20 protein-coding genes are annotated in these 20,051 nt (G+C 63.2%); 17 read left to right on the top strand and 3 right to left on the bottom strand.

The window, feature by feature from the left end:
* Window positions 1–88: 88 nt before the first annotated feature.
* The 9 genes from bufA1 to Q6A48_RS19345 all read left to right on the top strand — a co-directional run bounded on the left by bufA1 (window position 89) and on the right by Q6A48_RS19345 (window position 10,592).
* Entirely contained in the window at window positions 89–751 is a 663-nt protein-coding gene (gene bufA1 / locus Q6A48_RS19385) for a BufA1 family periplasmic bufferin-type metallophore (RefSeq protein ID WP_304555843.1), read from the top strand.
* 347 nt (window positions 752–1,098) lie between these two features.
* On the top strand, window positions 1,099–2,403 hold the full coding sequence (locus Q6A48_RS19380; RefSeq protein ID WP_304555842.1) for a KamA family radical SAM protein: 1,305 nt from the start codon (window positions 1,099–1,101) through the stop codon (window positions 2,401–2,403).
* Between the two features lie 31 nt (window positions 2,404–2,434).
* A complete protein-coding gene (locus Q6A48_RS19375) occupies window positions 2,435–3,994 on the top strand; it encodes a thioredoxin family protein (protein ID WP_304555841.1) in 1,560 nt (519 codons plus the stop codon).
* Between the two features lie 49 nt (window positions 3,995–4,043).
* Window positions 4,044–4,964: a JmjC domain-containing protein gene (locus tag Q6A48_RS19370; protein WP_304555840.1), complete on the top strand. Its 921-nt coding sequence runs from the start codon at window positions 4,044–4,046 to the stop codon at window positions 4,962–4,964.
* A 26-nt stretch (window positions 4,965–4,990) separates the two neighbouring features.
* Window positions 4,991–5,950 carry an EamA family transporter gene (locus tag Q6A48_RS19365; protein ID WP_304555838.1) on the top strand — a complete coding sequence of 320 codons (960 nt, stop codon included), beginning with the start codon at window positions 4,991–4,993 and terminating at the stop codon, window positions 5,948–5,950.
* Window positions 5,947–7,224 (top strand): ATP-grasp domain-containing protein, encoded by a 1,278-nt coding sequence (locus Q6A48_RS19360; protein ID WP_304555837.1) that lies wholly within the window; start codon window positions 5,947–5,949, stop codon window positions 7,222–7,224. Before Q6A48_RS19365 ends, Q6A48_RS19360 begins: the two co-directional genes overlap by 4 nt.
* A 10-nt stretch (window positions 7,225–7,234) precedes the next feature.
* Complete coding sequence (yfcF, locus tag Q6A48_RS19355) at window positions 7,235–7,885, top strand: glutathione transferase (RefSeq protein WP_304555836.1); 651 nt, start codon at window positions 7,235–7,237, stop codon at window positions 7,883–7,885.
* A gap of 48 nt (window positions 7,886–7,933) precedes the next feature.
* Window positions 7,934–9,304, top strand: a complete 1,371-nt coding sequence (gene cysS, locus Q6A48_RS19350; RefSeq protein ID WP_304555835.1) for a cysteine--tRNA ligase — start codon at window positions 7,934–7,936, stop codon at window positions 9,302–9,304.
* 34 nt (window positions 9,305–9,338) lie between these two features.
* Window positions 9,339–10,592: a cysteine desulfurase-like protein gene (locus Q6A48_RS19345; protein WP_304555834.1), complete on the top strand. Its 1,254-nt coding sequence runs from the start codon at window positions 9,339–9,341 to the stop codon at window positions 10,590–10,592.
* A gap of 13 nt (window positions 10,593–10,605) precedes the next feature.
* Here the strand turns inward: Q6A48_RS19345 and Q6A48_RS19340 are convergent, their stop codons facing one another.
* Window positions 10,606–11,040 (bottom strand): rhodanese-like domain-containing protein, encoded by a 435-nt coding sequence (locus Q6A48_RS19340; RefSeq protein WP_304555833.1) that lies wholly within the window; start codon window positions 11,038–11,040, stop codon window positions 10,606–10,608.
* A 101-nt stretch (window positions 11,041–11,141) separates the two neighbouring features.
* Here Q6A48_RS19340 and ftrA point away from each other — a divergent pair, with 101 nt between their 5' ends.
* Entirely contained in the window at window positions 11,142–12,101 is a 960-nt protein-coding gene (gene ftrA, locus Q6A48_RS19335; protein ID WP_304555832.1) for a transcriptional regulator FtrA, read from the top strand.
* 15 nt (window positions 12,102–12,116) lie between these two features.
* Here the strand turns inward: ftrA and cobF are convergent, their stop codons facing one another.
* The gene (cobF, locus tag Q6A48_RS19330) at window positions 12,117–12,872 is read right to left on the bottom strand and encodes a precorrin-6A synthase (deacetylating) (RefSeq protein ID WP_304555831.1); all 756 of its coding nucleotides are present in this window, start codon (window positions 12,870–12,872) and stop codon (window positions 12,117–12,119) included.
* The gene (locus Q6A48_RS19325; RefSeq protein WP_304555829.1) at window positions 12,869–13,444 is read right to left on the bottom strand and encodes a histidine phosphatase family protein; all 576 of its coding nucleotides are present in this window, start codon (window positions 13,442–13,444) and stop codon (window positions 12,869–12,871) included. Before Q6A48_RS19325 ends, cobF begins: the two co-directional genes overlap by 4 nt.
* Window positions 13,445–13,742: 298 nt before the next feature.
* Between Q6A48_RS19325 and Q6A48_RS19320 the strand changes: the two genes are divergently transcribed.
* From Q6A48_RS19320 to Q6A48_RS19290, 7 genes are all read left to right on the top strand, one after another.
* Window positions 13,743–14,597, top strand: a complete 855-nt coding sequence (locus Q6A48_RS19320) for a MurR/RpiR family transcriptional regulator (protein WP_304555828.1) — start codon at window positions 13,743–13,745, stop codon at window positions 14,595–14,597.
* A gap of 2 nt (window positions 14,598–14,599) precedes the next feature.
* Window positions 14,600–15,244, top strand: a complete 645-nt coding sequence (locus tag Q6A48_RS19315) for a cysteine hydrolase family protein (protein WP_304555827.1) — start codon at window positions 14,600–14,602, stop codon at window positions 15,242–15,244.
* Window positions 15,241–16,593, top strand: coding sequence for a type I glutamate--ammonia ligase (locus tag Q6A48_RS19310; RefSeq protein ID WP_304555826.1), 1,353 nt, complete (start codon window positions 15,241–15,243; stop codon window positions 16,591–16,593). The genes Q6A48_RS19315 and Q6A48_RS19310 overlap by 4 nt, the downstream gene beginning before the upstream one ends.
* Window positions 16,577–17,329, top strand: a complete 753-nt coding sequence (locus Q6A48_RS19305) for an N-formylglutamate amidohydrolase (protein ID WP_304555825.1) — start codon at window positions 16,577–16,579, stop codon at window positions 17,327–17,329. The genes Q6A48_RS19310 and Q6A48_RS19305 overlap by 17 nt, the downstream gene beginning before the upstream one ends.
* 45 nt (window positions 17,330–17,374) lie before the next feature.
* Window positions 17,375–18,724, top strand: a complete 1,350-nt coding sequence (locus tag Q6A48_RS19300) for an APC family permease (RefSeq protein ID WP_304555824.1) — start codon at window positions 17,375–17,377, stop codon at window positions 18,722–18,724.
* A 110-nt stretch (window positions 18,725–18,834) separates the two neighbouring features.
* Window positions 18,835–19,851 (top strand): arginine N-succinyltransferase, encoded by a 1,017-nt coding sequence (locus Q6A48_RS19295; RefSeq protein WP_304555823.1) that lies wholly within the window; start codon window positions 18,835–18,837, stop codon window positions 19,849–19,851.
* A 61-nt stretch (window positions 19,852–19,912) separates the two neighbouring features.
* Window positions 19,913–20,051, top strand: a 139-nt coding sequence (locus Q6A48_RS19290) for an arginine N-succinyltransferase (protein ID WP_304555887.1), incomplete at its 3' end; no start/stop codon positions are given.

The following is a 20,051-nucleotide window of genomic DNA, read 5'->3' as shown; positions in this document are numbered from 1 at the left end:
CCAGACGGGCCGTCGTACGGCCCTTCGCGTGTGCGAAGGACTGATAAAAATAAATGACTGTATTAAACCTTGACCGGGAACTTGCGTGATGAATCTAAAAGATATTCTGGTGGCCACCGCGTTGGCCTCCATCAGCAGTGCTTCGCTGGCCGATGTGGCCGCTGACAAGACGGCAGAGACCGAGGTTTGCTACGGCGTAGCCAAGGCCGGCCATAACGATTGCTCCGACAGCAGTTGCCTGCACGACTGCTCGGAGATGAGCAAGGTCGATAACGATCCACGCGAGTGGGTCGCTGTTCCCAAGGGCACCTGCACCCAGATGGGCGGTGTCGTCAAAGCCCAGCCAGACGCCTGCCCATTCGACGAACCGGCTGTCTCGGCGGCCGTTGACGTGGGGGCCGGGGAACGGCTCTTCAACGGCGGCGACCATACCCGCGGCATCGTCGCCTGCGCGTCCTGCCATGGCACGGCTGGCGCGTCGGAAAACGCCGAGTACCCCAAACTGGCGGGGCAATTCGCCAAGTATGTGGAGACACAACTGCGCGCCTTCCGTGATGCCTCGCGCCCATCGCCTGTCATGGTGACCGTGGCCAAGTCCCTCAGCGACCAGGACATCGCCAACGTCGCGCAATACCTGGTGCAGTCTTCCACGACCCAGTCCTCGGGCACGACGCAGCCTCAACCGAGCGTTGTCGCGTCTTCGACGGCAGTCATTCATCCAGAAGCGAAATCCGGCACCGTGCCTAATTAAACAATCATTACGCACGTGTAAAATTTTTATTAACCGTTTCAGGCGCCGATAACGCCGCGTAGAACAGTGCGCGCCCGATATTAACGCCTGGCCCGGTTATACCCCGGACAAAAAATTGCAATTAATCATTGGCGATGCGCACACTTTCACCTCGAAAAAGTGCCGGATAAATAATTAAAACAGCGCCTTGATTTACGATAATTAATGAGTATTGTCAGTCTACGGACGCCGCCACTTGAAAGGGACGACAACACATGTCAAGTAACATTGTGGATTATGACTTTGCAGGCATTCAATTAAAGTCATTGATTGCCCATTCTTCTCAAGGCCAGCGTCTGGAACCATTATTGTCGCTGCGCTATGCCTTTCGAAGTGATGAATTCTGGCGCGACCTGGATCATTGGAAAGCGATTGACGCCGAGTTGTTTCACAATCATCTGTGGCAAGAAAAAAATGCCATTACCAGCGTCGGCGCGCTGGGCGCACTGATCAAGAACAGGATCAGTGCCGCGTTCCTGAAAGACCTCGAGGAAGGTCACCAGATGGCACCAATGTCGATCCGGCTGACGCCTTATATCCTTTCGCTGATCGACTGGGACAACCCCTACCTGGACCCGTTGCGACGCCAGTTCCTGCCCCTGGCCTCGGAGATCTGCGTCGACCATCCCATGGTGAAACTCGACCCCATGGGCGAGCAGGATGATTCGCCGGCCCCGGGGCTGACCCACCGCTACCCCGATCGCGTGCTGTTCCTGGCGACCAATGTGTGTCCGGTCTACTGCCGCTATTGCACCCGCAGCTATGCGGTGGGGCTGGACACCGATGCGGTGACCAAGAAGAAGATCAATGCCCCCGGCGAGCGCTGGGAACCGGCGTTCCGCTACATAGAGGCCAACTCCAGCGTCGAGGACGTGGTGATCTCGGGCGGCGATGCCTACCGGCTCAAGGCCCGGCAGATCACCGAGATCGGTGAACGGCTGCTGGACGTTCCCCACGTACGGCGCATGCGCTTCGCCACCAAAGGCCTGGCCGTGCTGCCGATGAAGATCCAGAGCGACCACGACTGGACCGATGCCATCTCGCGCTTGTCGGACCGGGCGAGGACGATGGGCAAGTCCATTGCCATCCACACCCATTTCAACCACCCGAACGAAATAACGGCGATCACCGCCGAGGCCTTGGGGCTGCTCCACCAGCGTGGCGTCGAGGTGAGGAACCAGGCCGTCATCCTCAAAGGCGTCAATGACAACCCGCAGACCATGCACCGTTTGAACGAGTGCCTCGCCTACTTGAACGTGCGCCCCTATTACTGCTTTCAAGGGGACATGATCCGTGGCGTCGAGGCACTCAGGACCAGCCTTCGCGATTCGATCGCCCTGGAAAAATCCACCCGTGGCCTGATCGCCGGGCACAACACCCCGCATTTCATCGTGGATCTGCCCGGCGGTGGCGGCAAGCGCGATATCCATAGCTACGACTACTACGACCCCTACCTGGGCATCGCCGCCTATCGCGCGCCGGCCGTGAAAAAGGACCAGGTTTTTCTCTACTGCGACCCGCTCCATACCCTGACCGCCGACGCCCAGGCGCTCTGGACGAATCCGGCGACACGGGCACAGCTGCTCGACGATGTCCTGAAATCCGTCAAATAAATGTTCAACCACCGTGAATGGAAGCATAGAAATGAGCGAAACCAACAAGATTGACTGGGTCCACCACACGTCCTACGTCCACGCCATTGAGCAGTCCAAATCGACTGGCAAGCCGATCCTGATTTATTTCCATAGCCAGTCCTGCAGTGGTTGTAACCGCTTGGTGGACAGCGTATTCAACGATCCCCAGCTTATCGGTGCGGTCAACGAAGCAACGATTCCGGTGTGGGTCGAAGTGGAAAATTCCCAACCCGACCCGCGCATTTCCGAGTTGGTGGGCAGCCATATCTTCATCATGTCGCCGGTCTTGCAACTCATCTCCAGCGATGGCGACATCTACCACAAATTCCTCGGCGCTCCGCTCCATACCCGGCTCGACCTGGGGTATTGCCGCGTGCATCACGATGTCGAGGGTGATATCGACGCCAGCGAAACCGTTTCCCAACTGTCGGTAGGCCTGGCCAAGCAGGCGATGGCCAGCTTCAACTACTCCATCGCCGAGTCGAAACTGCGAAAGGCGTTGAACGCCAGCAACACCGCCAGCGTGGCGGTCCGGGAAGCGGCGTATTGGCTGCCCGTCGTGCAAGCCCGCGGGCAGTACCCTGAAGACAGCGTGCCCGAAGAAGGCATCGCGCAGACTGCCATTGCCCGTGAAGTGCGCCGCTTCTGCAATACGCTGATCCAGGTGCCGGACCATGAGCTGATGGTCGACTGGCCGGGCGCCCAGGGCGAAGGTGGCTGGGCCCATTACACCGACTGCCTGCGTGAGTTGTGCCTGGGCATCTACCAGATGCTGCTGGATGTCGCCACCGACACGGCGCAGAAACGCGCGGCACAGGGCCGCGGCTTGACCCGTGCGCAAATGATCATCCGCGACTGGCAGGTTTCCTTCCGAGACCTGCAAGCCAGCCTCATCGGCCTGAAAGGCTCCGAGTACGACCAGCAGCACCTGCACCAGAACTACACCCTCGGCAAGCAGCGGACGATTCGCAACAACATCGTCCACTGCGTGATGGCCGAGTTCTGGGCCCACTCCCCTGCGATCCGCGCCACCCTGGAAGCCAGCCGGACGGGCATCCGCCACGCTGAAAACGTCAGCCCGGCGCTGGTCAACTGGAAGATACATGGCCCGGCGCCCTACAACTTCGGCAGCATCCACGCGTTGCTGACCCTCTGGGAAAAACGCCACCAACAACTGGTGGAAGAGTTCTCCGGGATCACCGACGCCGAACTCGACGCCTCGCTGAACTGGTGGGAAGACTCGCCGATTTCGGTGAAATTCCGCCTTTGCCGCCTGGGCTGGCACTTCCACGACCATGCCGCGGTAGTCGAAACCATCTGCCAGCGAATCGGCCATGAGCGCTCGGAAACCGAACTGCTGGCCAAGCTGCTGTTCAACGCACTGGGTCGCGCCGAGGGGGAAATGGTCGGCCTGTCGCGAGACGAGCAGCAAGCGCTGTTCGCCAGCGCCACCCACCAACTGAAGACCCGCAGCGATGAGCTTGCCCGCGTCTACGAGGGGTACCTGCACCAGCGGGAAAACGCCTTCTACGCCACGGCGAATACTCAGCCAGTGGCCGCGGCCGTGTAATGAAACCATGCGGCGCGCAATGCGCGCCGCTTCAAGGATGGAATGCGCGATGAATATTCTGCAGCAGATGTTTGGCGACCAGACCGAGGTGTTCCTCGACACGTGCTGGCCCAAGCGCTCCTACGTCGCCGACGGCGCGATGAGCCGCTTTACGCAATTGTCGGCCCTGGAGGAATTCCAGGACATCCGCGCGTTGTTCAGGGCGCTGCCGGGGCCCGTCGACCTGCTCTTTGCAGGGGGCAAGCGCACCACCGTGGCCCGGTCCGCCGATGCCCTCGCACCGTACAACGATGGCGCCGCGATGGTTTACCTGAAGGATCTGGAAGCGCTGCCCGCGATTTCCCTGGCCTGCGATGAACTGGCGAAGATACTCGACATTCCCCGGCACTATGTGAGCTGCGAGGCGTTCGCCGCCAACCATGGCGTGGAAGTGGCGACGCACTTCGATCATGAAACCAACTTCATGATCCAGATCAAGGGCGAAAAGACCTGGAGGTTTGCCGAAAACACTTCGCTGCCGGACCCCATCTACCCCTTCTTCCCGAATAACCCGAACCGCTTCTACCAGGCAGGCACGCACCCCTACACCGGCGCAAAACTACCGCTGACGATGCCCGACGGCCACGAGGAGCGGCTGGTAAAGCCCGGGACCACGACGTTCATGCCCCGGGGCTACTGGCATGCCACGGTCGCCCATGAAGAGTCCTTTTCCATCGGCTTCGTGATCAACCCGCCGACGGTCGCCGACATCATCACCTACGCCCTGCTGGAACGCCTGCACGGGAACGAACGGCTCAGGGCCCACCCGCTCGACACGCTGTCGGAGCCTGCCCTGCAGCGCATCCTGGGCGATCTACAGAGTGGCCTGGACGAAGTCGCGAAGCTGTCCAGGACATTGCCGGCCGAAGCCCTGCTGCAACGCTACAAGCAAGCGAGAAAAGGGAACATTCGCACGCTCACCGCCCTATGACCGCTTTCCTGACTGGAATCCGCACCATGCGCACGGCACAAGCTCTGTTTGTAGGGATCACGGCGTTGATGCTCGTCAACGTGATCGATGGGCTCAAGGAGGTGTATTTCGGGATCCTGTTGCAACGCCTCGACAGCGTCATCGCGACCTTCGTGTTATTCGCCGTCGCCTGGCCTGTGTTCTTTTTCGGCTACATGGCTCGCAAACGCGCGACGCCAGCCTTGCTTGCCGCGCCAGGAAAAAAGGCTTCCGTGCGCCGGTGCCTGCTGATGCTCAACGTCAGCTCCGCCGCCCTCTGGATATCCTTCCTGCTGGCCTTGAAATGGGTGGAGCCGGCCATCGTCAGCGCGCTGGTGGGCGGGGTCGGGATCATTTCGACGCTGGTGCTGAACAAGCTATTGCGCCCCACGGCGATCATGATCCCGGCCGACTACATCGCCGCCCTGGTCATCGCCCTGGCCAGCGTCTACCTGGGCTGGGTCTCGATGGACGGACGCACCGCAGTCAAGCATGAGTTCGACAGCGACCAGGTGTTGCTGGGCTACCTGATGATGCTGGTGTGCGGTGTCGCCATGGCGTTGACCAGCATTCTCTCGAAGGTCGTCGCCGATCATGGGGCGTCAAGCCATTATCTCTACGCCCATCGGTTCTATCTCTTGCTGGCGGTCACCGGCGTCTACACCGGCTTGAACCCGGGCAAGGTCGCCGCCGTCCTCGATCATCTCGACGCCCTGGTCCTGCTGGCGTTCGTCGGCGTGATCCTGCCGCTGCTCTTGTTGCAGGAAGGAATAAAGCGCTGCGAACCGGTGACCACGGAAGCCATCCTGGCGGCCGCCCCGTTGTTCACCATCATTTTTCAAACCGTTGATTCGAGACTGGCCTTTTCAGCATTCAGTTTCGCGGGGGTGGTCCTTATCTGCCTGGCCGCGACCTACAACGGCTATTCCCACCTTAGTCGCCTTTCAGTCGAAGGAGTTAGAACATGAAATACGCGGTGATCGTCGATGCCTACTCGACCGGGGCAAGCCTTGCGGACGAACTCAAGCGGTATGGAATAACCTGCATCCATGTGCAGACATCCGCCGAAATTCTCGAATATGACGTGGACAGCTACCGGCCAGGGGATTTCCAGCAGCGGTTCGTCGCAACGCAGGACCTCGAGGCACTGACGGACGCGTTGGCCGAATTCGAGCCGGCGTTCATCATTCCCGGCTGCGAGTCCGGCGTCGAGCTGGCCGACCGGCTCAGCGAACTGATGGGCACGCCTGGCAACGGCACGGCGCTGTCGGCCTGCCGCCGGGACAAATGGCACATGGCCAAGCGGCTGCATCAGTTGGGCATTCCGGCCGCCCGGGTGGCCTTGATCCATCAGATGGGCGAGGTCGAGACGGCGATCGAGACGATCGATGGCTGGCCGGTGGTCATCAAGCCGGTCAACAGCGCCGGGGCGGACGGCATTCATTTCTGCTACGAGACGACGCAGGTGCGTCACGCGGTGGATAAGGAGCTGGGCCGGCTCAATGAAATGGGGCTCATCAACGACACGCTGCTGGCGATGGAATACCTGGCTGGCCAGCAATACCTGGTGCAGGCGGTTTCCCGCGCCGGTGAACATTTCGTCTTCGAAATCTGGCGCGACAATCGCAAGCCCGTGCCAGGCGCCGGGGTGGTCAACGACCGTGAAGTGCTGATCGACCTGCTCTCGGAAGAAGCGGCCCCCATCATCGCTTACGTCCACCAATGCCTGGACGCATTCGGCGTCGACATCGGCCCTTCGTTCCTGGAAGTGATGGTGACGGCCAACGGTCCGATGCTGATCGAATGGGCAGCCCGGATGATGGGGACCCAGGAGCTCAGCGCGATGACCCGCGTGCGCGGCGTCAACGCCGTCAATCTCTGCGTGGCCTGCTATGCCGACCCCGAGGCGTTCCATTCGATGCTGGATAAAGTCAACCGATCGAATGCGACCTGTGAAGTCATCGGGATGATCAACAGCGTCTCCGGCCAGGTGACCCATCGCCGCTGGCTCGAAGAACTGAGCGCCAGGCCGAGTTTCTTCAAGATGATCAGGGCCCCGGAAATTGGCGACCGCGTTGCGCCGACCATCGGGATCTCGACGAACTACGGCTTCATTTATCTGGTTCACGAAGACCCGGCGGTCACCTACGCCGATTACCTGTGGATCCGGGCAAAAGAAGCCGAAGACACCGGCTTTTTCGACGTGCAACTCAGCCAGGCAGCTGTCGCGCAAGCCTGCTGACCTCGATGGGATGGAGCGAGACTCAATGAAGCTATACGTGGATCACCAATGCACTTCGCCCTTTGCCATGTGCGCGTTCGTAGCGCTCAAGGAGTGCCGGTTCGACTTCGACCTGCACTACCTCGACCTCTCCCAGGGCGATCACCGGCGACCGCCATTCACCGGGGTCTCGCTCACCCACCGCGTTCCGACGCTGGTGGACGGGGCGTTTTCCCTGGCTGAATCATCCGCCATCGCCGAATACCTGAACGACATTGCGCCAGGTGCCCGCCTGTTCCCGGCTGATGTCCAGGCCCGCGCCCAAGCCCGGCAAGTCCAGGCCTGGCTGAGGAGCGATTTCTTCAACCTGCGCGGCAACCGGCCCACCGAGACCATCTTCATCGCACCGTCACAGGAACCGCTGGGGCCATTGGCGCAGGCCGATGCCCAGCGGCTGGTCGAGACCTTGTCCCACAGCCTTCGGGACGGCAAGGCATTTCTTTTCAACACCTGGTGCATCGCCGACGTCGACGCCGCCGGCATGTTGAACAGGCTCATCTACAACGATGATCCGGTTCCCCAGACGTTGAAGGACTATGCGCTGCGGGCGTGGGATCGCGAGAGTGTCCATCAATGGCTGGATCTCGACCGACAAGGCAACACGACCTCCTCCGGGCACTGAGCCCGGATGGCCCGGGGCATCGATGCCCCCTCGACGCAAGAGTTGGAAATGGAACTATTCAATACCCTGGGCAGGACGGTCGTGCCCTTCTCTCCGATCGTTGAGAACCATGTCGGCCTGTACGCCTGCGGCCCCACGGTCTACCACTACGCGCACATCGGGAATATGCGCACGTACATCTTCGAAGATGTCCTGGCCAAGACCCTGCGGCATCGCGGATGGATGGTAAAGCACGTGATGAACATCACCGATGTCGGGCACCTGCAATCCGACGCCGATGCCGGCCAGGACAAATTGATGGTGGGTGCCGCTCGCGAGAACAAGACCCCTTGGCAGATCGCCCAATTCTACGAAGACGCGTTCTTTCGCCACTGCGGCCTGTTGAACATTACCCGGCCGGACGTGGTATGCCGGGCAACGCAGCATATTCCCGACATCATCGCGTTGATCCAGCGCTTGCTGGAAAAGGGCGTGGCCTACGAAAGCGCCGGGAATGTCTATTTCAGCGTGGAAAAATTCCCGACCTACCATGAGCTGGGGCAACTGGTGCTGGACGAGCAACGCGCCACCGAACGTGTCACTCACGATCCGTTGAAGCGCGCGCAGGCGGACTTCGCCCTGTGGTTTTCGACCTCGAAATTTCCTGGCCAGATCATGAAGTGGGACTCTCCCTGGGGCCTGGGATTTCCTGGCTGGCATATCGAGTGCTCGGCCATGGCGAGCAAATACCTGGGCGACAGGATCGATATCCATTGCGGCGGTATCGATCATATCAACGTCCACCATTCCAACGAGATCGCGCAATCGGAATGCTGCTTCGGCCACCGTTGGGTCAACTACTGGTTCCACTGCGAGTTCCTCAATGTGGAGGCAGAGAAAATGTCCAAGTCCAGCGGGGAATTCCTCACCGTGGACTCGCTGGTGGACAAGGGCTACGACCCCTGCGCGTTCCGGTTGCTGGTGCTGGGCTCGCACTATCGCAGCGCCCTGGCATTTTCCTGGGCGGCGCTGGATGACGTCGCCACGGCATTGCAAAAAGCCCGGCGACGGGTCAGCAGCGCCCTGGAAAACAGCGGCCCTGGCGGCGAGGCTTTCTCGTCCACCCATGCCGCGTCCCACCAACGGTTCTTCGCTGCGCTCGAAAAGGACCTGCACACGCCCAGCGCCATGGCTGAGTTCTGGTGGGTGATCAAGTCCAATGAACTGACCGAATCGGAACGCATCGACCTGCTCCGCAGTTTCAATGCGGTGCTGGACATCGGTTTGTTCGACGCCCAGGCCACGCGCCTGACGTCGGAACAAAGCGAGCTGATCGCGGCGCGCAACGCGGCCCGTAACGAAAGGAACTGGGCGGAATCCGATCGAATCAGGGACCTGCTGCTCGCCCAGGGCATCAGCCTCAGCGACCTGAAAGCCTGACCACCCCCAGTCGCCACCACGAAGGAACGAGATTTTGGATATCGAGCGCATCAGGCAACAGTTTCCGGTGTTCTCCCTGGCATCGGCGCGCGACGGCGTGTTTCTCGACAGCGCCGCAGGCACCCAGGTGTGCAAGCGCGCCCTGGAGGCGAGCGTCGAGGCCGCGATTGAACACAATGCGAACCTGGGCGGCCATTTCTCGACGTCGGTCATTGCGGAAAAAGCCATCGACCAGGCACGCTGCGCAGCCGCCGCACTGGTCAACGCCCACTGTGCCGAAGAAATCGTGTTCGGCCAGAACATGACGACACTGACGTTCCAGCTCTCCCGTTGCCTCGGGCGAAGCCTTCGCAAAGGTGACGAGATTGTCCTGACCCAGTCGGATCATGAAGCCAATATTTCACCCTGGCTCGAGCTGGCGAAAGACCTGGAACTGAACGTCCGCTGGCTGCCGTTCGATCCCCTTACCCACGGTTTCAGCATCGCCGACATGGACTCGATCATCACCGATCGAACCAAGGTCGTCGCGGTGAGCTATGCGAACAACGTCACCGGCACGATCAATGACGTCGCCACGGTGGCCGCCCTCGCCAGGCGCAAGGGTGCAGTGGTCTATGTCGATGCGGTCCAGTTCGCGCCCCACGGGGTGATCGATGTGCAGGCCCTGGGGTGCGACTTGCTGGTGTGCTCGTCGCACAAGCTCCACGGCCCCCATCACGCGATCCTCTGGGGGCGCCTGGCCTTGCTCGAACGGCTCATGCCCTACAAGCCCCGCCCCACGGTCGATAAGCCGCCCTATAAATTCGAAACCGGGAGCAAGAGCCGCGAGGCCATCGCCGGGATCCTCGGCGCCATCGATCACCTGGCCTGGGTCGGTCGCGCCTTCGCAACCTGCGGCGAGCAGGCGGGCAAGCGGCAGCAGATTGTCGCGGGAATGCACGCCATCATCGAGTACGAACAGCGACTGGTGCAGTCGGCCCTGGAAGGCCTGGGCCGCTTGAACGGCGTTCATGTCCATGGCTACCGCGCATCCCATGAACCGCAACGCCGGGTGCCGACCGTGGCCTTTACCCTGGAGTCGACACCCAGCGAAATGATTTCCCGGTACATGGCCGAACAAGGCATTCGTCTCTGGCACGGTCATCATTTCAGCCCGCAGACCATTCGTGCCCTGGGCGTCGACGAGCACGACGGCGTAGCCAGGATCAGCCTTGCGCACTACACCTCTGAAGACGACGTTCATCGGTTCCTGGCGGCCATGGAGGACCTGGTTCGAATGAGGCCTTGAGAAAAGGCCCGCTTCAGCAATCGCAGCCGATGGCCTGGTCCGTCACACGTTCCACCAGGCCGGTCAGGCGAAAACCTTCATCGAGCCAGCCCATGACGCCGCCAATCATTTCCTTGACCGGGTAACCCAGGGTCGCCAGGCGCACCGCCGCCTTGTTCGCGCCGTTGCAATGCGGGCCGGCGCAATACACCACGAACAGGGTGGTCTTGGGGTAGGCGGCCAAGGCCTGGGCATCGAGCGTGCGGGTCGGCAGGTTGATCGCCCCGGGCACATGACCGCGCGCGTAGGCCAATGGCCCGCGGACGTCCACCAGGACAAAATCGACGTTGCCGGCCTGTTGGCTGGCGTGGACGTCGGAGCAATCGGTCTCGAACGCCAGGCGACGGCGGAAATGCTCCAAGGCGATATCGGACGGGGCGGCAGGCACTTCGCGAACCAGGCTAGTCATCGTTTGTACTCCAAGGTGGGTGTGGGCATGGACAGACTTTATCCGGCCCTGGGTTACCGCTACAGTGGCGCATACGACACTCTCTGGGAATTTTCCGACAAATGCAGCCTACCCCCGGCCTGGTCGCGATCCTCGCCTATGACGGCCTGTGCACGTTCGAGTTCGGCGTCGCCGTCGAGATTTTCGGGCTGGAACGGCCCGAATTCGAGTTTCCCTGGTACGAGCATCGGATCGTCGCGGTGGATGACGGCCCGATGCGCGCCATGGGCGGCTTCCAGATCCTGGCCGACGGCGGCATGGAACTGCTCGACACGGCCCGGACCATTGTCGTGCCCGGCTGGCGCAACCGCAGCGAACCGCCGCCCCAAGCCCTGCTCGATGCGTTGTGCAGGGCCCACGCCCGCGGCGCGCGGCTGCTGTCGATCTGCTCGGGCGCGTTCGTCCTGGCGGCGGCCGGGTTGCTCGATGGGCTGGGCGCCACCACCCATTGGCGCTACACCGACGAGCTGGCCGAACGTTTTCCCGCCATCCTGGTAGACCCGGACGTGTTGTACGTGGACTCCGGCCAAGTCATCACCTCGGCCGGCAGCGCCGCTGGCATCGATGCCTGCCTGCACCTGGTGGCGCGGGACCATGGCGTCCAGGTCGCCAACACGGTGGCGCGGCGATTGGTGATGTCGCCGCAAAGGACCGGGGGCCAGGCGCAGTTCATCCCCTCGCCAGTCAGCCGCACGCCACGCAGCGACCTGTCGAGCGTCATGCAATGGGCCCGCGAGCGCCTGCACGAACCCCTCGGCGTGCGTGAACTGGCCAGCCAGGCGGCCATGAGCGAGCGCACGTTCCTGCGCCATTTCACCCAGGCCTGTGGCGTGTCGCCCAAGGCCTGGCTGCAACACGAGCGCCTGGCCCGCGCCCGCGAGCTGCTGGAAAGCACCGCAGACAACACCGACAACATCGCGCAGCTGTGCGGCTATCGCTCGGTGGAAAGCTTTCGCGTGGCGTTTCGCAGCGTGGTGGGCCTGGCGCCTTCGGTGTATCGGGAGCGGTTTGGGCGGGGGTAAGGCCCGGCGGGCGAATCAGGGCTTGCGCAACACGTACGTGTCCATGATCCACCCGTTCTGCTTTCGCGCGGCCTTGCGCGTGCGCTCGATGTCATCGGCCACGTCCCCGAGCCGGCCACGGATCAGGATTTCATCCGGCGTCCCCACATAGGCGCCCCAGTAAACCTGCGTATCTGGATCACTCACCTGGCGATACGCGTCCTCGGCGTCGAGCATCACCACCACGGTGGCGGCGTCGCCCACCTGCCCCGCCGCCAAGCGCCGCCCGGTGGTGATCTCCAGCGCGCCGCCGATGCTGTTCAACGGCACCTGATGGCGAGCCGCGAGGGCCTGGACGCTGCTGATGCCGGGGATCACCTCGAATTCGAAGGCACAGCGGCCCGCCTCGCGTATCGACTGCAGGATGCGCACCGTGCTGTCGTACAGCGAAGGGTCGCCCCACACCAGGAAACCACCACGTTGCCCATCGGACAGCTCCTCATCGATCAGCCGTTCGAACGTAGCCTGTTTCGCGCGGTTGAGGTCTTCGACGCTGGCCGGGTAATCCGGTTCGCCACGCTGGCGCTCGGGACTGTCGGCCGTGACGAAACGGTGCGGGTGATCGACGATGTAGCGTCGGCAGATTTCGTGGCGCAGGTCCAGCAACTTGTCCTTGGCCGGGCCCTTGTCCATGAGAAAGAACACGTCCACTTGATTCAGGGCTTTCACCGCCTGCATCGTCAGGTGATCCGGGTCGCCGGCTCCGATGCCGATGACGTACAGCGTCTTCATGGCGAGGTCTCCTGGCCGGGGCCCTGGGTGCGCAATCGCCAGACGCCGTTGAAGCGCAGTTCGACGGCCGACAGCGGCTCGATGTCGATCCGGTTGAACGCTGCGGGGCAGCCCATGGCATGGACCAGCGCCGCACGGATCACAAAGGGATGGGTGACAGCCAGCACGTGCCCCGGCCGGGCCTGCAGGCCCGTCAACCAGTCCCCGACACGGCGGCACACATCGGCGACGGACTCACCGCCGTGGGGCGCCGCGTCAGGGTCGTCGAGCCAGGCTTGCACCGCGGCCGGTTCGTCCTGGTGCAACGCATCGATGGACAGCCCGCGCCAGCGTCCGAGGTCGCAATCGGCCAGGGCCTGGACCAACCGGGGCTCGGGGCCGAACAACGCGGCGGTCTGGCGAGCGCGTAGCTCCGGTGCGCACAGCAATTGCCGAACGCTCGGGTAATGCTTGCCAATACCCCGGCGCGGGGCCAGCCAATCGACGTCCAGCGGCTCATCCAGGCTGAAACGCGCCTGTTTCTGGGCGACGGTGCGAGCATGGCAGATCAGGGTCAGACGGGTGGCTTGCACGCGGGAACTCACACATTTCAAAGAGGTTCATCAACGGGATAATCCGGGTTTTGCTTGTACAGCACCTTATACGAAATCAAATAACCGGGACAAAACGGCGACATTTCTTACACAACAAAAAGCGTTAGCTGACATACCGATTCGCATCAGCCAAAGCCAAGCCCTACAGTGCTTTCGTACCCTATTCGAAGTTCTTAAACGAGGCGCAAAAAGCGCTGGACATGTAGCACCTGCTACATAAATACTATTTTCAGGAGTTATGGAAGAAAACCAACACCCATCCTGGCAAGGAGCACGGATGCCGCCCCTCAGAGACTTGATCACCGATCCCGGCCTGGTATTGACGCCGTCGGAACGCAAGGTCGTCCGCGCCTTGCTCGATCATTACCCGCGCAACGGCCTGGGGCCGATGTCGCGCCTGGCGGACCGCGCTGGCGTCAGCGACCCGACCATCGTGCGGCTGGTGAAAAAGCTCGGTTTTGGTGGCTATGCCCAATTCCAGGAAGCGCTGCTCAGTGACATGGACCACCGCCTGCGCTCCCCGCGCACGCTGTTGCAACCCCGGGCCAAGGCGCAGCAAGGCGATACCTGGAGCCAGTACCTGGCGGTCAGCCAACGCAATCTCAGCGATACCCAGGCGCTGACCCAACCCGAAGACGTGCGCGTGCTCATGCAGTGGCTGCTCGACAGCCGCCATCAGGTGCATTGCTTTGGCGGGCGCTTCAGCAGTTTCCTCGCCCACTATTTGCTTAACCATCTGCGCCTGCTGCGCGCCGGTTGCTTCGCCCTGGAAGACAACGCCCAGTTGCCCGACCGGTTGTTCGACATACAGCGCCAGGACCTGGTGCTGATCTTCGACTACCGGCGCTACCAGGCCCAGGCCTTGCGCGTGGCGAAGGCGGCCAAGGAACGACATGCCCGGGTGGTGTTGTTCAGCGACGTCTACGCTTCACCCCTGCGCGAGCTGGCCGACCTGATCATCAGCGCCCCGGTGGAATCGATCTCGGCGTTCGACAGCCTGGTCCCGGCGCTGGCCCAGGTCGAGGCGCTGGTCGCCTGCCTGGCGCTGCAATGCCCCGACCTGGCCGAACGCCTGGACGGCATCGACGCCTTGCGCTCGACGTTCAACACGCACCTGCTGGAGGAAAAATAAGGATGTTCTCGCTCCCCCACCGTTCTCCCCGGGACCTGCCGTTCACCCGCGACCATACGGCCCTGTTGCTGGTGGACATGCAACGCGCCTGGCTGGACGTGCAATTCGATGCCCACTTGGACAGCCCCGAGGCCGAGTACTTCATCCGCCGCGCTCGGCAGCAGGTGATTCCCAACCAGCAGCGCTTGCTCGCCGCGATGCGGGCGGCGCGACAGAACGTGTTGCACACCCACATCGAAAGCCTCACCGCCGATGGCCGCGACCGCTCCCTGGACCACAAGCTGTCGGACATGCACCTGCCCAAGGGCAGCCCCGAGGCGCAGATCATCGCCGAGCTGGCCCCGCAGGAAAACGAGATCGTGCTGCCGAAGACGTCCTCCGGCGTCTTCAATTCCACCAACATCGACTACGTGCTGCGCAACCTGGAAACGCGCCACCTGATCGTCGCCGGCATCGTCACCGACCAATGCGTGGACATGGCCGTGCGCGACGCCGCCGACCGGGGCTACCTGGTCACCCTGGTGGACGATGCCTGCGCCACGTACACCGAACAGCGCCACCTGGTGTGCCTGAACGCGATCAAGGGCTATTGCTGGATCACGGACACCGCCACCGTGCTCGGACGCTTGCAGGAGATGCAGCCATGAGCCGCCTCGACACGACGCCGCGCTTGTCACCGTTGCCCCTGACGACGCTGGTGAGCACCGACCTGATCGGCGTGACCCGCGGGCGTTCGTTCCCCAGCGACGAGCTGGCCCACTACGCCAGCGCCGGGTGTGGCTGGGTGCCGGCCAACAGCGCGCTGACGCCCCAGGACATCATCGCGGCGAGCAACCCCTGGGGTGCCCATGGCGATTTGCGGCTGATACCGGACCTGTCCAGCCGGGTGACCGTCGACAACGGTCCCGACAGCGAAGCGCCCGCTCTGGATTTCATTCATTGCGACGTGCGCGAAACCGACGGCCGGCCCTGGGGCGCCTGTCCGCGCACGCTGCTGCAGGACGAGGTGGAACGCTACCGCACAGCGCTGGGGTTGCAGGTCTACGCCGCGTTCGAGCATGAGTTCAACCTCAACGCCACGCCCGCCCTGCCCGATCGCCTGGCCTTCAGCCTCCAGGCCCAGCGCCAGCAGGCCGGGTTCGCCGGCTGGCTGCTCGGTGCGCTGCGGGCCGGTGGGGTCGAACCGGAAATGTTCCTGCCGGAATACGGCAAGCACCAGTATGAAATCACCTGCCGTCCGTCCCTCGGCGTGGCCGCCGCCGACCGAGCGGTGAACGTGCGGGAAATCAGCCGGGAGATCGCCCGGCAAATGGGCCTGGACCTGAGTTTCGCCCCCAAGACCGCGGAAAACGCCGTGTGCAACGGCGTGCACCTGCACCTGAGCCTGCAGGACCTGAGCGGCGACCCGGTGCTGCATGACGCCGCCAGCGCCAACGGGCTCTCCAGCCTCGGCCGCCATTGGGCGGCTGGCGTGCTGCACTATCTGCCGGCGCTGTGCGCTTTCACCGCGCCGACCCCGGTGTCCTACGAGCGCCTGCAACCCCATCACTGGAGCGCCTCCCATGCCTGCCTGGGACAGCGCAACCGCGAGGCGGCGTTGCGCATCTGCCCGACCGTGAGCCTGGGCGGCAAACCGGTGGCGAACCAGTACAACCTGGAGTTCCGCGCCGTGGACGCCACCGCCTCACCGCACCTGGCGATGGCCGCCGTGTTGATCGCCGGACGGCTGGGCATCGAGCAATGCCTGCCGCTGAACGCCGTGACCGATGAAATACCCGATGAGCTGGATGAAGCACAGCGGCGCGAACGTGGCATCATCGCCCTGCCAACGACCCTGGCCCAGGCACTGGATTGCCTGCGTCACAGCGGGGCGCTGTTCGAGGCCCTGCCCCGCCCGCTGGTCGAAACCTATTTCGCCTTGAAGGCCCAGGAGCTGGCCTTGACCGAGGCGCTGTCACCTGCCGAGCGTTGTGAGCACTATGCGCGAATCTATTGAATGTGCCGAGTCGGGGCTCTACACCGAGCCGGCCTACCGGTTGCTGCGGGAAGAATCCGAACACCCCCTGTTGCTGGTGTGCGAACACGCCAGCCGCTTCATCCCCGCGGCCCTGAACGACCTGGGCCTGGATGAAACCGCCGCCCATGAACACATCGCCTGGGACATCGGCGCCCTGGCCCTGGCCGAGCGCCTGTCCGAGACCCTCGGTGCAACGTTACTGTCAGCTCGCTACTCGCGGCTGCTGATCGACTTGAACCGCCCGCTTCACGTGGCCGACAGCATCCCGCCACAAAGCGAGATCTACCAGGTCCCGGGTAACCAGTCCCTGGACGACGCCACCCGCGCCTACCGCCAGCAGTGCCTGTTCCATCCGTTCCACGATCGCCTGCGCGCGTTGATCGACCGGCGGCTGGCCGACAACCGCCCGGTGCGGGTGGTGGGCATCCACAGCTTCACCCCGGTGTTCTACGGCCAGCCACGCGCACTGGAAGCCGGCGTGCTGTTCGGTGAAGCCCGGGACTATGCCCAGCGCATCGTCGACGGGCTGGCCCGCCATTCGCTGCGGGCGGCCGGTAACCAACCCTACAAGATCAACCCGTTGACCGACATGACGGTCCCGGTGCACGGCGATGGACGCGGCCTGGACTCGGTGTTGATCGAAGTACGCAACGACCTTTTGCGCAGCCCCGAAGCGGTACGGACCTGGAGCGCGTACCTGGCCCCGCTGCTCTAGAGCGGCAAGCGACACCCCCCACACAGCTGAAAAGGAAAACGGCTCATGAGTATCGAGGCATTTGGCTACAAACAGGAGTTGAAACGCAGCCTGTCACTGACCGACCTGGTGGTGTACGGGATGATCTTCATGATCCCCATCGCGCCGTTCGGCGTGTATGGCTACGTGAACGCCGAGGCGCCGGGGATGGTGCCGCTGGCGTACATCATCGGCATGGTGGCGATGCTGTTCACCGCGCTGAGCTACGGCAGCATGGCCCGGGCCTTTCCGGTGGCCGGCTCGGTCTATTCCTACGCGCAACGGGGACTCAACCGGCACGTCGGCTTCATTGCCGGCTGGTTGATGCTGCTGGACTACCTGCTGATCCCGCCGCTGCTGTACGTGTACGCCGCAATGGCGCTGAATCACCTGTACCCGGACATTCCCAAGGTCGGTTTCATCCTCGCGTTCCTGCTGAGCGCGACCTTCGTCAACCTGCGCGGCATCACCTTTACCGCACGGATGAACATCCTGTTCCTGCTGGCCCAACTGGTGGTGCTGGGGATCTTCCTGGCCTACGCCTGGTCGGCCCTGCACGGTGGCGCCGGTAACGGCCAGCTGACCCTGGCGCCGCTGTACAGCCCGGAGCACTTCAACTTCGCCCTGCTGATGCAAGCCGTGTCCATCGCGGTGTTGTCGTTCCTGGGCTTCGACGCCATTTCCACCCTGGCCGAGGAGATCAAGCATGAACCCGGCCGCAGCATCGGCAAGGCGGCGCTGGTCACGCTTGTGGTGATGGGGGCGATCTTCGTGGTGCAGACCTGGATCGCCACGGACCTGGCGGCCGGCATGGGCTTCAAGTCCGCTGACACCGCCTTCTATGAAATCGCCGAGCTGGCGGCCGGCAGTTGGCTGGCCACCTTGACCGCGGTCGCCACAGCCCTGGCCTGGGGCGTGGCGGTGGCGATCACCTCGCAGGCGGCGGTGTCGCGCCTGTTGTTCGGCATGGCCCGGGACGGCCAGTTGCCCAGGGTGCTGGCCAAGGTTCATCCACGGCACAACACCCCGTACGTGAGCATCTACCTGGTCGCGCTGCTGTCGTTGCTGATCTGCTACCTGTTCATCGATGCCGTGGACACCCTGACCTCCCTGGTCAATTTCGGCGCCCTGAGCGGCTTCATGCTGCTGCACCTCACCGTGATCAACCACTACTGGCGGCGCCAGCGCTCGGGCCAGTTCATCCGGCACCTGGCCTGCCCCCTGGTGGGTTTCGCGATCGTCGCGGCCATCATGTACAACATGGGCGTGGGCGCGCAGAAGCTCGGCCTGGTCTGGATTGCCGTCGGCGTGGTCTACCTGTGTGCCTTGAACAGATTCGGCGGTCGCACGGCCCTGCCCGACCCGGCCGGCCAATGAGGTTCGGCGGTCGAAGGGTTCGACCGCCCATGATGACAATGCGTGGACATCGACAGTGATCGTCAAGCCCGGTGCCTGGCACCGGGCCCTCTGGAACAGGAGTGCAATCCATGCTGGCCTTACGTCCAGTGCAACTCGCCGACCTGCCGCAACTGCAGCAGCTGGCCCGGAAAAGCCTGGTGGGCATCACGTCGCTGCCAGACGACCGCGAGCGGCTGCGGGAGAAAATCCTCGCTTCGTGCGCCTCGTTCGAGGCCGACGTGCAAAAGCCTGGCGGGGAGAGCTATTTTTTCGTCCTGCAGGACCTCGAATCCGGCCGCCTGGTGGGCTGCTCGCAAGTGCTCGCCTGCACCGGCTGCAACGAACCGTTCTACAGCCTGCGCAACCGTCCGTTTTCCAGCGAATCCCGGGAGCTGAACATCCAGCACGGGGTCCCGGCGCTGTCGCTGTGCCAAGACCTCAATGGCCAGACGCTGCTGCGCGGCTTTCACATCGACGCCGAGCGGGTGCGCACACCGGCCTCGGCGCTGTTGTCCCGGGCGCGGCTGATGTTCATCGCCGCCCACCCCCGGCGCTTTGCCGACGGGGTGATCAGCGAAATCGTCGGTTTCAGCAGCGAAGACGGCCAGTCGCCGTTCTGGGACGCCATCGGCCAGCACTTCTTCGACCTGCCCTACGTCGAGGCCGAACGCCTGTGCGGCTTGCAGAGCCGCACCTTCCTCGCCGAGCTGATGCCGCAATACCCGATCTACGTGCCCATGCTGCCGCCAGCGGCCCAGGCGTGCATCGGCCGGGTCCACCCCGACGGCCAGGAGGCCTTCGATATCCTGGTCGACGAGGGTTTCGACACCCACAGCTACGTGGACATCTTCGACGGCGGGCCGACGCTGCACGCGCGTGTCGCGAACATCCGCTCCGTCACCCAGGGCCGTGTCACGGTCGCCCGGCCATGCGCGCAAATCGATGCCCGTGGTCGTTACCTGGTGAGCAATGAAGGCCTTGGCAACTACCGGGCCATCGTCGCCGAGCTGGACCTGGACGCCGAAGGCCCCGTGGGCTTGACGCCCGACCTGCTGGCCGCCCTGGATGTCGCGCCAGGCGAACCGATCCGGGTGGTGGCCCTATGAAGCACAGTCGAGCCCGCCTCTTCCCTCGGTCTGCGCACCGGCACCACGAAGGAGCCGCATCATGATTGTCCGCCCGGTCGCCCTCACCGACCTGCCCGCGCTGCTGGATTTGGCCCGTTGCGCCGGGCCCGGGTTCACCAGCCTGCCGGCCAACGAAGAACGCCTGGCCCATCGCGTGCGCTGGGCCCAGCGCCACATTT

Origin of the sequence: Pseudomonas citrullilanati, assembly GCF_030580855.1 — a bacterium.
In the GTDB taxonomy this organism is placed as follows: domain Bacteria; phylum Pseudomonadota; class Gammaproteobacteria; order Pseudomonadales; family Pseudomonadaceae; genus Aquipseudomonas; species Aquipseudomonas citrulli.
The sequence above is the reverse complement of the archived record's forward strand: the minus strand, read 5'-3'. Positions and strand labels throughout refer to the sequence as shown.